Origin of the sequence: Flavobacterium arcticum (assembly GCF_003344925.1) — a bacterium.
Taxonomy (GTDB): domain Bacteria; phylum Bacteroidota; class Bacteroidia; order Flavobacteriales; family Flavobacteriaceae; genus Flavobacterium; species Flavobacterium arcticum.
The window spans coordinates 1,231,461-1,247,733 of record NZ_CP031188.1; the positions used below are offsets into that span (position 1 = coordinate 1,231,461).

Below are 16,273 nucleotides of genomic sequence, written 5' to 3' on the forward strand. Positions count from 1 at the left end.
CAGGTTTTTTTATGGAAGTAATACTCAACCTCCTGGTAGGTAAAGTGCTGATAATCTGATTTAGTTTTTGTATTAATACAAGCGGCGAGCTTCGAGATGGCTTTTTATACTTTTACCATAAAATATACTATCTTTACCCATTAAAACGTTATTACAACAGAGTAGCGGCTATGGCTGCGACCACTATATATATTTTAAATTATGGCATGTACAAACTGTTCTACGGGCTCCAAAGATGGGTCGCCCAAAGGATGTAAAAATAACGGTACCTGTGGTACCGACAGCTGCAACAAATTAACTGTTTTTGACTGGCTTAGCAATATGAGCCTCCCTGGAGGCGAAGCACCTTTTGATTGTGTTGAGGTTCGTTTTAAAAACGGACGTAAAGACTTTTATAGAAATACAGATAATCTTACTCTTAGCATTGGCGATATTATAGCTACCGAGGCTTCGCCTGGTCATGATATTGGTATTGTGAGCCTTACGGGCGAACTGGTAAAAATGCAGATGAAGAAAAAGCGAGTAAAGGACGATAGTGAAATTGCAAAAATATACCGTAAAGCGTCGCAACGTGATATTGATATTTGGCGCGAAGCCCGCGACCGCGAAGAACCGATGAAGGTTATAGCTCGTGAGTTAGCAATACGCTTAAATCTTGAAATGAAAATATCTGATATTGAGTTTCAGGGTGATGCATCAAAAGCTACGTTTTACTATACCGCTAATGACAGGGTAGATTTCCGTCAGCTTATTAAAGATTTTGCAAGAGAGTTTAGCACAAGAATAGAGATGAAGCAAGTAGGTTTCCGTCAAGAGGCATCACGCCTTGGTGGAGTGGGTTCTTGTGGTCGCGAGCTGTGTTGTTCTACTTGGCTAACTGATTTTAGGAGTGTAAATACTTCAGCAGCACGTTATCAGCAATTATCGCTAAATCCGCAAAAGTTAGCTGGGCAATGTGGTAAGTTAAAATGTTGTCTTAACTATGAGTTAGATACTTATCTTGATGCGCTTAAAGAATTACCAGACCTTGATACAAAATTATATACTGAAAAAGGTGATGCTTATTGCCAAAAGGTAGATATTTTTAAGGGTAATATGTGGTTTGCTTATGCTAATGATAATGCGCACTGGCACATGATTAATGCTGAGCAGGTAAAAGAAATGCTGGCACTTAATAAAAATAAAGAACGTGTATCTTCGTTAGAAGAATATGTTACTGAAGATACTACTAAAGAGGAGGTTGCTAAAAACTTTGAGAATGCAGTAGGGCAAGATAGCCTTACCCGTTTTGATGCACCTAAGCGTAAGAAAAGACCTAACAATAACAATAGGAAGAAAAAACCAGCAACGGCAAATTCGCCAGAAGGTAAAGTAGCTCCTAAGGCTAAGATGATTATAAAACCTGGAGGTGCTGTACCTGTTAAAGAGGCTGCCCCAGCAAAAGAAGGTGGTAGAAATACTGATGCTGGAGCCAAGAAAAATAACAGGAATAACGCTAACAGGAACAATAAGAATAGAAATAACAAAAATAATAATAACCGAAACACTAAGCCCGGTGGTAATGAGGATAAGAAATAGCATTTTTGTTTTTGGCGCATTGTTACTCCTTTTCTGTTCTTGTGACGAAAAGAGAGTCTTTGATGAATATAAGTCATTTGATGGTGCATGGAATAAAGACAGTATTGCTTCGTTTGACTTTGAACAACAGGATACAACCAGTGTGTATAATATGTTCGTTAACATCAGGAGTAATAATGATTACCCATACAGCAACATTTTCTTGATAGTAGAAATGCAGCAACCCGACACCGATTTTACAATAGTAGATACATTAGAATACCAAATGGCAAATCCTGATGGAACGCTTATGGGCGAAGGATTTACGGATGTTAAAGAAAGTAAATTGTGGTATAGAGAACAAGTAAAATTCCCAACACAGGGAGCTTATAAAGTAAACATTCAGCAGGCAGTGCGCGAAGCAGGAAAAGTGCCTGGAGTACAAGAACTAGAGGGTATTACAGAAATAGGTTTCAGGATAGAGACAACAGAATAATAATATAAATGGCAACAAAAAAAAACACTAAAAGCGCAAAGAGTAGCAATGGCTTTTTTAAGTACATAAAAATCTTTTGGTCTATTTTTTTAATAGGGCTTGTATCTGTAGTGCTGTTTTTCCTCATGGCATCATGGGGTGTTTTTGGAAAAATGCCCACATTTGATCAGTTAGAGAATCCAGACTCTAATGTGGCTACTGAGATAATTTCATCTGATGGGGTAACTATCGGTAAATTTTATCTTGAGAACCGCACACCTGTAAAGTATGCCGATTTACCTCAAAATTTGGTAGATGCTCTTGTAGCAACCGAAGATGAACGCTTTTTTGAGCATTCGGGTATTGATGCGCGCGGAACATTGCGTGCTGCTGCATCTCTTGGAGCGGGAGGTGGTGCGAGTACTATTACGCAACAATTGGCAAAAAACCTTTTTCATGGAGAAGGTTCTAAAAATATTCTTTACCGAATTACACAAAAAGCAAAAGAGTGGGTTATAGCCATACGACTAGAGAGGCAATATACCAAGCAGGAAATTATAGCCATGTACTTGAATACCGTAGATTTTGTAAATCAGGCGGTAGGTATCCGTTCGGCTGCAAAAACCTATTTCGGTAAAGAGCCTAAAGATTTAACTATTGAAGAGTCGGCAGTATTAGTGGGTATGCTTAAAAACCCATCATTGTATAACCCAGCAAGAGAATCAAGAAAAAAAAGAGTATTAGACAGACGTAACACTGTACTTAGCCAGATGGTGAAAAATGGTTTTTTGAAACCAGAGATTAAAGAAGAGTTGGCTTTAAAACCAATAAAACTCGATTTTAACCCTGAAGATCATAATGAGGGTATTGCTACTTATTTAAGAGAATACATTAGGAATGATTTTATGAGAACATGGGTTAAGGAAAATTTGAAAGAAGATGGTACCGAGTATGATATATACCGAGATGGACTAAAAATATATGTTACTATAGACTCTCGTATGCAAAAGTATGCCGAAGAGGCAGTACACGAACATCTTTCTAACTTACAAGAAGAATTTTTTATAGGACAGGAAAAAAACAAGAATGCACCTTTTATGAATATCTCTAGTGCTGAAACAAAGCGCATTCTAGACAGGGCTATGAAAAGCTCTGAACGATGGAGAGTAATGAATAAGCAAGGAAAATCGGAAGATGAAATTATTAAGTCTTTTGACGTAAAAACAAACATGACAGTTTTTAGCTGGCAAGGAGATAGAGATACTATAATGACCCCAATGGATTCTATCCGATATTATAAACACTTTTTACAAACAGGTGTAATGTCTATGGAACCACAAACGGGTCAGGTAAAAGCATGGGTAGGTGGTATTAACCATAGGTACTTTCAGTATGACCATGTTAAACAAGGTACAAGGCAGGTAGGGTCTACCTTTAAACCGTTTGTATATGCTACTGCAATAGAGCACATACACCATTCACCTTGTGACACTATTATCGATTCGCCTTTTACAATGCCTAAAGGTAAATATGGTATTACTGCTGATTGGAGTCCGAAAAACTCTAACAATAAACATGAAGGAGCAGTTACTATGAAGTATGCTTTGGCACATTCTATAAATACGGTATCGGCAAAGCTTATTAATGAGGTAGGGCCTAAAGCAGTGGTTGACTTGGCTCATAAACTGGGTGTAACAAACGAGATACCTGAAACGCCTGCCATAGCACTAGGTGCAGCAGAACTAAACGTTAGCGAAATGGTAGCGGCATACAGTACATTTGCTAACAAAGGAATGTATATAAAGCCTATAGTAATAACACGAATAGAAGATAAAAATGGCGTGCAGTTGTATCACGATGTTCCGCAAACTAGAGAGGTAATGAGTAAAGATGTTGCCTATGCCGTTGTTAAACTTTTAGAAGGAGTTACCGAGTCGGGCTCGGGCTACAGACTTAAATCGACTTGGAGTGGTAACGGTTATAAACGTGTTACAGGACACCCGTATAAACTAACAAATCCTATTGCTGGTAAAACAGGAACAACACAAAACCAAAGTGATGGTTGGTTTATGGGTATGGTACCTAACCTTGCTACAGGGGTATGGGTAGGTAACGAAGATCGTTCGGCACATTTTAGGAGTATTACCTACGGTCAGGGAGCTACTATGGCACTGCCCATATGGGGGCTTTATATGAAAAAATGTTATGCCAATGAATCGCTCGAAATTTCTAAAGAAAATTTTGAACGACCTGAAAACTTATCAATAAGAGTAGATTGTTCAAAAGCTGTGGAGAAAGATAGTACAGCCATTGAAAAACAAGATATAGATGACTTCTTCGGTATTTGAGGATGTAGAAGATAATAGCAAAAACGCCTTCAAAAGAAGGCGTTTTTTTATATATTTATAGTCGAAAATTAAAATAAATTGTATGATTAATAAAAAAGTACAAAACGTTACAGACGCTTTGCGCAATATAAAAGACGATATGACCATCATGCTAGGTGGTTTTGGTCTTTGTGGCATACCTGAAAACAGTATTAACGAACTGGTTAAAAAAGGCACTACAAATCTTACTTGTATTTCTAATAATGCGGGGGTAGATGATTTTGGTCTTGGATTGTTATTACAAAAAAAGCAAATAAAGAAAATGATTTCTTCTTATGTAGGAGAAAATGCCGAGTTTGAAAGACAAATGCTTAGTGGAGAGCTAGAGGTAGAGCTTACCCCACAAGGTACACTTGCCGAGAAATGCCGTGCTGCACAAGCTGGTATTCCTGCATTTTATACACCAGCAGGCTACGGTACAGAAGTAGCCGAAGGTAAGGAGTCTAGAGAGTATAACGGAAAGATGCACATACTAGAAAATGCATACAAGGCAGATTTTGCTATTGTAAAAGCATGGAAAGGCGACGAGGCAGGAAATCTTATTTTTAAAGGTACAGCACGTAACTTTAACTCATGTATGGCAGGAGCTGCAACTATTACTGTTGCTGAGGTAGAGGAGCTTGTACCTGCGGGACAACTTGACCCAAATGAGATACATATACCAGGGATATTTGTAACACACATATTCCAAGGGGAGCAGTATGAAAAGAGAATTGAGCAACGAACCGTTAGACAAAAATAATTATGGCTTTAGATAAAACAGGAATTGCAAAACGAATTGCAAAAGAAGTTAAAGACGGGTATTATGTAAACCTTGGTATTGGTATCCCTACCTTGGTGGCTAATTATGTTCGTGAAGATATCTCGGTAGAATTTCAGAGCGAGAATGGTGTGCTGGGTATGGGACCTTTCCCTTTTGAAGGTGAAGAAGATGCCGACATTATTAACGCAGGAAAACAAACGATAACAACATTACCAGGGGCATCATTTTTTGACTCAGCTATGAGTTTCGGGATGATACGCGGGCAACACGTAGACCTTACTATACTTGGTGCTATGGAAGTTTCTGAAAATGGCGATATTGCCAATTGGAAAATTCCAGGTAAAATGGTAAAAGGTATGGGTGGTGCTATGGATTTAGTAGCATCGGCAGATAATATTATTGTGGCAATGATGCACGTAAATAGGGCAGGACAGTCTAAACTATTAAAACGTTGCTCATTACCATTAACAGGTGTGGGCTGCGTTAAAAAAGTAGTTACTGAGCTTGCCGTGATGGAAATTGTACCCGAAGGGTTTAAATTACTAGAACGCGCTCCAGGTGTAACTGTCCAAGAGATACAAAAAGCCACAGAAGGTAACCTTATTATAGAAGGTGATATTCCTGAAATGGTTATTTAATACAGTACTCAGTTATCAGTCGCGCTAGGCAGTTACTATTTATATTGTACACTGCGACTGATAACTACTTACTTGGTATAGCAGCAATCAATTTCTTAGTATATTCTTTTTGCGGATGCTCATATAAGGCATCAGCCTCATTCATTTCCTCAATTTTTCCTTTATTCATAACCAGTACTTGATCACTCATATATTTAACTACCGCAAGGTCGTGCGAGATAAATATATAGGTAAATCCGAAATTTTCTTTTAACTCATTTAGCAGGTTAAGCACCTGTGCCTGTACTGAAATATCAAGCGCAGAAACTGATTCATCACATACAATAAGTTTAGGTTGTAAGGCTATGGTTCGGGCAATGCCTATACGTTGCCTTTGCCCACCCGAAAACTCATGTGGATAACGGTGGAAGTGTTCACTGCCAAGCCCTACACGCTCTAGTATTTCGAGTGTTTTCTCTTTACGCTCCTTATCGTTTTTATACAGCTTATGTACCTGCATAGGTTCCATTATAGCCCTGCCTACTGTAAGGCGTGGATTTAAGGAAGAGTAAGGATCTTGAAAAATGATTTGTATCTCTTTACGCAGTTCGCGTAGCTGTTTTGTTGATAGTTGGTTGAGGTCTGTGCCTCTATAAAGTATTTTCCCTGCGGTGGGTTTGTCAAGCTGTAGTATAGCATTCCCGAGTGTCGATTTACCACAACCTGATTCGCCTACTAGTCCCAAGGTTTCGCCCTCATATATTTTAAAGCTGACATCATCTACTGCTTTAAACTTTACATCTTTACCGAATAATCCTGCTGATGAAACATATTCTTTTTCTACATTAACTACTTCTAGTAATGGTGGTTGGCTGTATAGTTTTTCGTGTTCCTTTTTGCGTTGTTCGGGTTTTATTTCAGTACTATCTATATTTTCGGTAAGATAGTCTTGTATAGTAGGGAGTCTTTTTAAGCGAACGTCTAACGAAGGTCGAGAGCTTGTTAGTGCTTTGGTATATAAGTGCTGCGGATTATTGAAAATTTGCATTGCTTCGCCCTGCTCTACAATTACACCTTTGTACATTACCAATACCCTATTGGCAATTTCTGAAACCAATGACAAGTCGTGCGAAATGAAAATAATACTCATTCCTGTTTCCTGTTGTAGCTCTTTTAGGAGTAGTATGATTTCTTTTTGTACTGTTACATCAAGTGCTGTGGTGGGTTCGTCTGCAATTAGTATTTTAGGTTTACAGGCTATTGCCATAGCAATCATTACCCGTTGCTTTTGCCCACCCGATATTTCATGTGGGTAACGGTTGTATATTTCATGCGGGTTGGGTAGCTTCACTTTCTCAAATAATGAAAGTATAGTTTCCTTAATTTCTTTTTGTGAAAGTGTGGTATGCTCTTTTAGTATTTCGGCTACCTGATAACCACATTTTAGCGATGGGTTTAAAGAACTCATCGGTTCTTGAAATATCATACTAATGGCATTACCGCGCAGTTTTCGTAGTGCTTTTTGCGAAAGTGTGGCAATAGTATTGCCTTCAAAGTCAATTTTCCCTTCGGTAATTGCTAAAATGCCTTTCGGCAACAGCCCCATTACTGCTAATGAAGTAACCGACTTACCCGAACCTGACTCGCCCACTATGCCTAGTATCTCATTTTGATGGAGTACAAAATCGCTACCTTTTACAATGGGAGTCCACTCGCCTTCTTTTTTAGCCGAAATAGTAACATGGTCGATATGTAGCAGGGGAGTATTCATACTATAAAAGTAATGAAAACGGTTTACAATACTTTTTGTAAGTAAAATTTACGACCATCGGCAGCGATGTGTTCTATATAGTCGGTCTTTTTAAATTCCCTGTAGTAATACATATAGTTTTTCAGGTTTTTAGCAACACTATCTAACGAGATTACAAAATCTTTTAGGTTAGTACTAAAAACAATTACCTTATTATCGGTTTGGGCTACGTATAATTCCTTTATTTCTTTTATCATACTACAAAAGTACTGTATTATTTAATGTGATTTATAGCAAAAAAATAAGATCTACACATGTATAATCTCTTCATCAATCAGTAAATCTTCTTGGCGAAAACGCAGCAGTACTTGTGCTACGGCAATAACATCTTTTTCGCAATAGGTTACAATACGGTCGATGTCTTTCTCTACATAATATACATGGGCTACCTGACTGCCGTCTATATCGCCTTTTGGAGATGGAATACCCAATATTTTTGTCAATAATTTTAGCGAGGTAAAACTTTTATAATCGCCAAACTTCCATAGCTCCATAGTGTCGAGGTGGGGTACTTCCCAAGGTTTTTTACCAAAAAGGTTTAACTTATTGGGCAATGCTATACCATGAATAATCATTCTGCGTGCCATGAACGGGAAGTCAAACTCCTTAGCGTTATGCCCACACAGTATATATTGTGGCTTACTAAAATGATTATTGATGAGGTTATTAAAGTCTTTTAATATTTTAGGTTCTTCACCATGAAAAGAGGTTACTCTAAAATGGCGTATATCGCCTTTAAATGTAAAATAACCTACAGATAGACACACTATCTTACCAAACTCTGCCCAAATGCCAGCACGCTCATAAAACTCCTCTGGCGTCTCGCCATCCTTGCGTTGGTATTGCGTTTTTAAATCGTATAGTTTTTGAGTTTCCTCATCTAGCGATTCAAAGTTTTCCTGCTCAGGAACGGTTTCTATATCGAGGAATAATACATTTTCGAGTCTTATTTTTTCTAACATGATACTATGAAATATGCGCCTTTGTTATTTTAATGCTTTCGAGTTGCCTTCGCCTTCGCTAGGTTGCATCAGTCCCATCATTTTGTAGGCTTCATCTACATATACATAAAAGTCGTTACTGTGTACGTCTTCACTTGTTTGCAGTCCTTTTAGGTGTCCCAGTCGGGTAATGATAATTTTATCATCGGGAATAACAATTACAAACTGCCCTAAGTGTCCACGCATATAAAACATTTTTTTGCCCATATAGTTGTTTATCCACCAGCCGTAGCCATAATATGGAGTGTCTACAAACCTAGGATTTATCATTTTTTGTATTGATGCAGCATTTAGTAGTTCTCTATCATCCCAGTTACCATGATGTTGAAACAGTTTCCCGAAACGAGAAAAATCGCGCGCATTACTACCTATACAACAGTAGGCTTTCTCGATGCCATCTAAGTTGTCTACTTGCCATAATGCATCATTTTCCATACCCATAGGCTTCCAAAATTTATCTGAAACATAGTCAGATAGTGTTTGTCCTGTAGCTTTTGTAATTACCATTGCTAGCAATTCAGTAGCGCCACTTAGGTATTTAAATTCTTTGCCCGGTTCATCTACAACTTTTAATCCCAGTATTACTTTATCTAGATGATCATCAAAATAGGCACGGGTTACTATAGAGAACGGACTATAATATTTTTCGTCCCAACTTAGCCCAGATGCCATAGAAGATAGGTCGCCTACCGTCATTTCTGCCGCAAGCCCTTCGCTAAATTCAGGAAAGTAATCGCCTACTTTTTGGTTAAGGCTTTTTATTTTACCTTCTTCTATAGCTTTAAATAGTGCTGCCGAAACAACACTTTTTGCCATAGAAAAAGAATTTGATTTACTGTCTTTATCATACCCATCATAATAACTTTCGTGCCAGATACTGTCATTTTTTATAATGAGGTAGGCTACTGTTTCAAGTTTTTCGTGGGCTTCTTCTAGTCTTTGGGTCGCTTTTACTTTGTTATAATCTTTATGTATTGCCCATGGTTGCACCGTGCCTTTAGCTATAGTACGGTTAGGAAATTCTTTATAATCGTCAAGAAAAGCGGTGGTTTCGCCCCTAAAATATATCGTACGAACGGCTCGTAATAGATAATTGACCTCAAAAATATACATGAGTATAATGATACCTGTAAGGATGATAGCAAACCAAAGCAGGAAGTTTTTAATAAATCTCATAGAAGAATGGTATAATACGTTTAGCAACGAATTTAATTAAAAAATATGTTACTGAGACAAATTATACTAATTTCTACTAACATTACTAGCTTAAAAAAGGCTTTGTTGTATGGGTGGGTTTTCGTGCTCTAGTAACCATTTTTTACGCCACAGTCCGCCTGCATAGCCTGTAAGTGAACCGTCAGAACCTATAACTCTGTGGCAGGGTACAACTATCCATAACGGATTTTTACCGTTTGCCGATGCTACAGCCCGTATGGCTTTTACATCGCCCAGTTGTATAGATAATTTTTGGTAAGATGTGGTTTTACCATAGGGTATTTCTAAGAGTGCCTGCCAAACTTTCTTCTGAAAATCAGTCCCCTGTGGGTTAATTTTGAAAGTGAAATTATTTCGCTTGCCTGCAAAATATTCTTCGAGTTGGTTTACAGCTTCCTGTAACTCTGTAGCAATTGTATTAGATACAGTCATAGCTTCATCAAGCACTGTTATTTTGGTAATACCCTCTGTGTCGCCTTCTATAGCGGTAATGCCTAACGGTGTTTTGATGTGTGCCTGAACCATAATTATTTAATCTTCTTCTTCGAGTTCAAAAATTTCATTTACAGGTTTTTCAAAAAGCTGAGACAGCTTTAGTGCTAGCACGGTAGAGGGTACATATTTCCCTGCTTCTAGTGCGTTAATGGTTTGCCTGCTTACTCCTATTTTCTCTGCCAATTCCTGCTGTGTCAGGTTATATATGGCGCGCTGTACTTTTATATTATTCTTCATGTGCAGCAGTTTTATAAAAGCGATACATTCTAAAGCGGAATAGCAGTATAAAGATAAGAAGTTGCGATATCATAGCCACCATTAAAACGTTTAAAAATGGCATGCCATATACAAAAAGGTAACCCAAAAGTATAATAACATAGTTAATAATGGTTGCCCATGCAAGGCTGTTAAGACGTATTGCCGAAACCATTTCATCTTCGTGTTTTTCTTTTGAAAAGGCAAAGATTATCCCAAACGGAATAACAAGCAGTATGAGCAGTTCATCAGTAATAGAGTTTTCAATCCAGAAAAAGCTTTCATTCTCTCCAAATAGCCCGGTATCGCCGAACAGAGCAAATACTTTTGCTTTTATCTCGAAATTCGAAAACTCGGAAACAGAATAAAACAATGCTAGTAAAATAAATGATATGCTAAACAGGATACCACTAAGTGTTTTTAGCCGATACGGAAATAAAAAATTTGTTTTCATAGGATTGATATTATGATTAGATATCAAATGTAAAACAATTTTTCCAATATGTAAAGTATACTTTACTTTTTTGTTTATAAAAAAACCACCGTTACAGGTGGCTTTTATATCTTTATAATCTGTAAAAAAGAATTATTGTTTTTTAGCAGGAGCTGCTTCAACAGCAGGAGTCATTACCTTTCCTTTTATTTTAAGTACTTTTTTTACATCGCTATCGTTTGTAGTTACACTAACTGTTTTGTTAAAGTTACCACCATTACGTGCGTTATAAGTTGCTGTTACAGATCCTGTTTCTCCTGGTTTGATAGGAGTTTTAGTGTAGTTAGTAGCAGTACACCCACAAGATGCTTTTACATTAGTAATAAGCACAGTTTGTTTAGTAGTGTTTTTAAAAGTAAACTCATGCGATACTGGTGTTCCTTGCTCTATTTCGCCAAAGTTATGAGAATCTTCTGTCCAAGAGATTTCTGAAGGTTGCATGTTTTTTTGCTCACTAGTAGCTGTTCTTGTATTTTTAGCTGCTGCTGATTGTGCGTTAGCAGAGAATGTTAGTAATAAAGCCCCTGCCGCAGCAAATAAAGTAAATTTCAATGATTTCATAATTAGTAGATTTATAAGGTTAATACAGTTTTTATTATTTAACAATACAAATATATTTACTTATTTGAATAAAAATGTTAACTGTTTTCAAACTATTGTTAATGACATGTTAACGACTTGTGGTATACGCTTTTTTATAGTAATATAGGATAATGGTAACAAACAACATTTTTAAAATTGAAATTCAATAAACTTAACATAATCGTTTTTATTGGCTTACTAGCTATAATAGGTGTTATCACAATGCAGTTGGTAATGCTTAAACAGGCTTTTATGTTTGAGCGTAAAGAGTTTGGTGAAAAAATTCATTTTGCACTACAAGATGTTGTAGATAAAATTTATAGGGATAACGATAGCGAGTTGCCCGTTACTACGCCTATTAAAAAAGTATCAGACGATTACTATGTGGTAAATGTTGATGATGTTTTTGAAGCAGATATACTAGAATATTATTTAAGAACCGAGTTTCAGAAGGTAAAACTAGATATTGATTATGAGTATTCTATATACAACTGTGCTTCGGATGAAATGATGTATGGTAATTATATAAATGCTACAGGGAGCGAAGTGAAAAATGATATAGCCAAATGCGAAAATTGCTTTACCAAGAAAGAAGGGCTTATTTACTATTTTGCCATTCGGTTTCCGCATCTGCATTATAATTATATAGCATCGTTACAGCAGTATTGGATATATACAGGAGTACTGTTTTTAGTACTTGTTATTTATGTTTACTCGGTATTTACACTTTTGAAACAGAAAAGATATACTGAGTTACAAAAGGATTTCATCAATAACATGACGCATGAGTTTAAAACGCCATTATCGTCTATACTTATTGCTTCTAACTATGCGGTAAAGCAAGATGCTATAGAGAAAGACCCAAAACTAAACAAGTACTTACAGATAATAATACAGCAAAGTAATAAACTGAATCAGCACATAGAACGTATACTAAATGTAGCCAAGACAGATGCCGACCTTATGGTGCTTGAAAAACAAGAGATTAATCTTGTAGAAACTCTGGATTTGGTTAAAGATAATGCATCACTAAAATACCCTACTGCGATTATACAATTAGACAGTACAAAAGATAAGTATACAATAGCGGCAGATGAGTTTCATTTCTATAATATAGCCTACAATATTGTAGAAAATGCCATAAAATATGGTAATGATATTCCTGAGGTAGATATAAACATAAAAGAATGTGCTAAACATCTTGAACTACAATTTACAGATAATGGCTCTGGCATACCTGCATCGCATCTAGAGTATGTTTTTGATAGATTTTATCGTGTACCCAGAGAAAATAAAAAGGAGATAGAAGGTTTTGGTATAGGTCTTTTTTATGTAAAAAAGATTTGTGAACTTCACGAATGGAAAATTAAGATAAAAAATAACGACGATAAAGGTATAACCATTACCATAGCCATACCTAACAGTAGCCTTTTATGAAAAAGAAAATACTATATGTAGAAGACGATAACACACTAGCATTTCTTACTGCAGATAATTTAGAGCAGGAGTATGAAGTGGCTCATTATGATAATGGGAAGGCAGCATTTGAAGCCTTTAAACAAGAAGATTTTGATCTTTGTATACTCGATGTGATGTTGCCTATAATGGATGGCTTTGAACTTGCAGCAGCCATTAGGGAACGCGATGTAGAGGTGCCTATTATTTTCCTATCGGCAAAAACACTAAAAGAAGACCGTATAAAAGGACTACGACTTGGTGCCGATGATTATTTGGTAAAGCCCTATAGTATGGAGGAGCTGATTTTAAAAATTGAAGTATTCTTACAACGGAGCCAGAAAAAATCGGCGATAAAGAAAAGTACTTATACCATTGCCGATTTTGTTTTTGATACTGTAAACTATACTATATTGCGTAATGGTGAAACTACAAAGCTTACCGAAAGAGAATCGGCATTACTGCAACTCTTTATAGAGCATAAAAATACCGTACTTAAACGTGAGGTTATACTAACCAGTATTTGGGGTACAGATGATTATTTTATGGGGCGTAGTATGGATGTTTTTATATCGCGCTTGCGCAAAATATTTAAAGACGACGACCGTATTAAGATAGAGAATATACCCCGTGTAGGCTTTAAACTCGTAGCACCGGAGTAGTATTCAGTTTACAGTCGTAGTTTACAGTTAGCATAGTGCATGCTGAATACTGCGACTGTAAGCCGAGATTAAAAGCTATTCAGGTTTAAAACTCATCACATAGTCTACTACGCCTTGCATTTCTTCATCAGTAAAATGTTTAGTGATGTAAAAGTTGGTTTTCATAACAGCATATTGCGAAGGGTCAACAATAGGGTCGGCTTTCCCTTTTAGAAAAGCAGTCATATCACCATTTTCATCAGCATATATTTTTGCAATTTCGGCAATACTTGGTCCTATAACTTTTTGGTCAGGTTTATGGCAAGAAAAACAATTACCTTTTCCGTTAAAAATTTCCTCACCAATTTTTTCTGAAGACGTATAATTCGAAGTTGTTTCTTCTTCCGTAGTAGTGCTTTCAGTTTTTTTTCCAAAAGGTTCTTGCTGTTTGTTATCCTTACAAGCAAAAAGCGAAAAGGCAACAAGCAGGGTTAAAAAATATTTCATGATATAATGTTTTAAGACGATTACTTGTTTAATAAGATAGCAGCTTCTTTAGCAAAATAAGTCGAGATAAGGTCGGCTCCTGCGCGTTTAATGCAGTGTAGCTGTTCTATCATAATCTTATCATGATCTAGCCAGCCTTTTTCGGCAGCAGCTTTTACCATAGCATATTCTCCTGATACATGAAATACTGATACAGGAACGTTTACCGCATTTTTTACTTCACGAACAATGTCTAAGTAAGCAAGCCCTGGTTTTACCATTACAATATCGGCACCTTCTTCTACATCTTGTAAGGCTTCTTTAATAGCTTCTATGCGATTAGCATAATCCATTTGGTACGTTTTTTTATCCTTTGGTACAGGTACGCCTGATTCTTTTGGCGCACTATCTAGCGCATCACGAAAAGGACCATAAAATGACGAAGCATACTTGGCACTATAGCTCATAATACCCACATTGTGATGTCCGCTTCCTTCTAGTGCTTTTCTAATAGCGAGTACTCTGCCGTCCATCATATCGCTTGGTGCTACAAAATCGGCACCAGCATCGGCATGGCTTACGCTCATTAAGGTAAGTGCATCTACAGTAGCATCGTTTATTACTTGTCCGTTTTCTACAATACCATCATGTCCGTATATCGAGTAAGGGTCTAGCGCCACATCGGGCATTACTATCATGCCGGGTACAGCATCTTTTATAGCTTTAATAGCTTGTTGCATTAACCCATCAGGGTTCCATGCTTCTTTACCCGTATTATCTTTAAGGGTATCACTGACCTTTACATATATATTAATTGCTTTAATACCGATGCTCCACAATTCCTTAACTTCTTTTACGGTAAGGTCTATAGAACGACGGTAAATACCAGGCATTGATGGGATTTCTACCTGAACGTTAGTACCTTCTGCAATAAACATAGGAAACATAAAATCGTTAGGGCTTATGGTAGTTTCGCGCATTATGGCACGTATAGCATCGTTGGTTCTTAGTCGTCTGTTTCTGTGTATTGGGAACATAGTATTATGATTTAATCAAAGTTGCAAATAATTGAGTACATGACGTATGATATATATCATGTACATAGTATATTTTAACTCAAGTGGCTCTTATATCCAGTTTTTTGGTTTTTGAAGTATAGTAATAAGCCTTTCTTCTTCACTACCCTGTTCAGGATGATGGTCGTACACCCACTGTACATGGGGTGGTAGGCTCATTAATATACTCTCCATCCGTCCGTTGGTTTTTAGCCCGAAAAGCGTGCCTTTATCATGTACAAGGTTAAACTCTACATAACGTCCGCGACGTATTTCTTGCCAAGTCCTGTTTTCAGCAGTATATTCAATATCTTTTCTTCGTTCTACTATAGGTACATAAGCCTCAAGGAAACTATTACCTACTTCGGTTACAAAGTTATACCATTGCTCCATGCTAAAGTTTTCGGTTGCTTTGCAATGGTCAAAAAATAAACCACCTATACCACGCGCTTCATCGCGGTGTGCATTCCAAAAGTACTCGTCACATTGTTTCTTGAATTTTGGGTAAAATTCAGGGTTGTGTTTATCGCAAGCTGTTTTACACGTTTGATGAAAGTGTGTTGCATCTTCATCAAAAAGGTAATAAGGGGTGAGGTCTTGCCCACCGCCAAACCAACTATTGATGATGTTACCCTCTTTGTCATACATTTCAAAATAACGCCAGTTGGCATGTACTGTTGGTATAAAAGGGTTTGTTGGGTGAATAACCAAACTTAATCCGCAAGCGAAGAAATCGACATCACCTACATTAAAATAACTCTGCATGGCTTTGGGCAATGCTCCATGTACTGCCGAGATATTTACACCGCCTTTCTCAAATACATTTCCGTTTTCTATAACACGGGTTCTTCCGCCGCCACCTTCGGCACGTTCCCAAATATCCTCACGGAATTTGGCTTTGCCATCAACGGCTTCTAGTTTAGCGGTTATTGTGTCTTGTAGTTGTTGTATGTATGCGTAAAACTTGTCTTTCATAGCGAGTAGTT

The 16,273-nt window shown here is 37.2% G+C and carries 18 protein-coding genes; 7 read left to right on the forward strand and 11 right to left on the reverse strand.

The features are described from left to right. Positions 1-201: 201 nt before the first annotated feature. From DVK85_RS05620 to DVK85_RS05640, 5 genes are all read left to right on the forward strand, one after another. Positions 202-1,578 (forward strand): PSP1 domain-containing protein, encoded by a 1,377-nt coding sequence (locus DVK85_RS05620; protein WP_114677498.1) that lies wholly within the window; start codon positions 202-204, stop codon positions 1,576-1,578. After that, a complete protein-coding gene (locus tag DVK85_RS05625; protein WP_114677499.1) occupies positions 1,562-2,053 on the forward strand; it encodes a gliding motility lipoprotein GldH in 492 nt (163 codons plus the stop codon). Before DVK85_RS05620 ends, DVK85_RS05625 begins: the two co-directional genes overlap by 17 nt. Before the next feature lie 8 nt (positions 2,054-2,061). Further along, positions 2,062-4,380, forward strand: a complete 2,319-nt coding sequence (locus DVK85_RS05630; protein WP_114677500.1) for a penicillin-binding protein 1A — start codon at positions 2,062-2,064, stop codon at positions 4,378-4,380. 82 nt (positions 4,381-4,462) lie between these two features. Beyond that, a complete protein-coding gene (locus DVK85_RS05635; protein WP_114677501.1) occupies positions 4,463-5,161 on the forward strand; it encodes a CoA transferase subunit A in 699 nt (232 codons plus the stop codon). Between the two features lie 2 nt (positions 5,162-5,163). Next, on the forward strand, positions 5,164-5,820 hold the full coding sequence (locus DVK85_RS05640) for a CoA transferase subunit B (RefSeq protein ID WP_114677502.1): 657 nt from the start codon (positions 5,164-5,166) through the stop codon (positions 5,818-5,820). A gap of 64 nt (positions 5,821-5,884) precedes the next feature. On the opposite strand, the gene DVK85_RS05645 is transcribed toward DVK85_RS05640, so the two are convergent. The 8 genes from DVK85_RS05645 to DVK85_RS05680 all read right to left on the reverse strand — a co-directional run bounded on the left by DVK85_RS05645 (position 5,885) and on the right by DVK85_RS05680 (position 11,629). Further along, complete coding sequence (locus DVK85_RS05645) at positions 5,885-7,570, reverse strand: ABC transporter ATP-binding protein (RefSeq protein WP_114677503.1); 1,686 nt, start codon at positions 7,568-7,570, stop codon at positions 5,885-5,887. A 23-nt stretch (positions 7,571-7,593) separates the two neighbouring features. Further along, the gene (locus DVK85_RS05650) at positions 7,594-7,806 is read right to left on the reverse strand and encodes a hypothetical protein (RefSeq protein WP_114677504.1); all 213 of its coding nucleotides are present in this window, start codon (positions 7,804-7,806) and stop codon (positions 7,594-7,596) included. A gap of 51 nt (positions 7,807-7,857) precedes the next feature. Then, positions 7,858-8,571 carry a 3'-5' exonuclease gene (locus tag DVK85_RS05655; RefSeq protein ID WP_114677505.1) on the reverse strand — a complete coding sequence of 238 codons (714 nt, stop codon included), beginning with the start codon at positions 8,569-8,571 and terminating at the stop codon, positions 7,858-7,860. A 24-nt stretch (positions 8,572-8,595) separates the two neighbouring features. Further along, positions 8,596-9,786, reverse strand: a complete 1,191-nt coding sequence (locus DVK85_RS05660) for a serine hydrolase domain-containing protein (protein WP_114677506.1) — start codon at positions 9,784-9,786, stop codon at positions 8,596-8,598. Positions 9,787-9,876: 90 nt separating this feature from the next. Then, complete coding sequence (locus tag DVK85_RS05665) at positions 9,877-10,350, reverse strand: methylated-DNA--[protein]-cysteine S-methyltransferase (RefSeq protein ID WP_114677507.1); 474 nt, start codon at positions 10,348-10,350, stop codon at positions 9,877-9,879. 6 nt (positions 10,351-10,356) lie between these two features. Then, positions 10,357-10,557, reverse strand: coding sequence for a helix-turn-helix transcriptional regulator (locus tag DVK85_RS05670; protein WP_114677508.1), 201 nt, complete (start codon positions 10,555-10,557; stop codon positions 10,357-10,359). Continuing rightward, complete coding sequence (locus DVK85_RS05675; protein ID WP_114677509.1) at positions 10,547-11,029, reverse strand: hypothetical protein; 483 nt, start codon at positions 11,027-11,029, stop codon at positions 10,547-10,549. Before DVK85_RS05675 ends, DVK85_RS05670 begins: the two co-directional genes overlap by 11 nt. A gap of 132 nt (positions 11,030-11,161) precedes the next feature. Continuing rightward, entirely contained in the window at positions 11,162-11,629 is a 468-nt protein-coding gene (locus DVK85_RS05680; RefSeq protein ID WP_114678990.1) for a DUF1573 domain-containing protein, read from the reverse strand. A 177-nt stretch (positions 11,630-11,806) separates the two neighbouring features. Here DVK85_RS05680 and DVK85_RS05685 point away from each other — a divergent pair, with 177 nt between their 5' ends. Together DVK85_RS05685 and DVK85_RS05690 are read left to right on the forward strand one after the other, a co-directional pair. Continuing rightward, a complete protein-coding gene (locus DVK85_RS05685; RefSeq protein ID WP_114677510.1) occupies positions 11,807-13,087 on the forward strand; it encodes a sensor histidine kinase in 1,281 nt (426 codons plus the stop codon). Continuing rightward, complete coding sequence (locus DVK85_RS05690; protein ID WP_114677511.1) at positions 13,084-13,767, forward strand: response regulator transcription factor; 684 nt, start codon at positions 13,084-13,086, stop codon at positions 13,765-13,767. Before DVK85_RS05685 ends, DVK85_RS05690 begins: the two co-directional genes overlap by 4 nt. A gap of 75 nt (positions 13,768-13,842) precedes the next feature. Here DVK85_RS05690 and DVK85_RS05695 read toward each other — a convergent pair whose 3' ends face one another. The 3 genes from DVK85_RS05695 to hemF all read right to left on the reverse strand — a co-directional run bounded on the left by DVK85_RS05695 (position 13,843) and on the right by hemF (position 16,262). Continuing rightward, the gene (locus DVK85_RS05695; RefSeq protein ID WP_114677512.1) at positions 13,843-14,253 is read right to left on the reverse strand and encodes a c-type cytochrome; all 411 of its coding nucleotides are present in this window, start codon (positions 14,251-14,253) and stop codon (positions 13,843-13,845) included. Between the two features lie 20 nt (positions 14,254-14,273). Continuing rightward, complete coding sequence (gene hemB, locus DVK85_RS05700; protein ID WP_114677513.1) at positions 14,274-15,269, reverse strand: porphobilinogen synthase; 996 nt, start codon at positions 15,267-15,269, stop codon at positions 14,274-14,276. A gap of 90 nt (positions 15,270-15,359) precedes the next feature. Further along, positions 15,360-16,262 (reverse strand): oxygen-dependent coproporphyrinogen oxidase, encoded by a 903-nt coding sequence (gene hemF / locus DVK85_RS05705; RefSeq protein WP_114677514.1) that lies wholly within the window; start codon positions 16,260-16,262, stop codon positions 15,360-15,362. Positions 16,263-16,273: the final 11 nt, after the last annotated feature.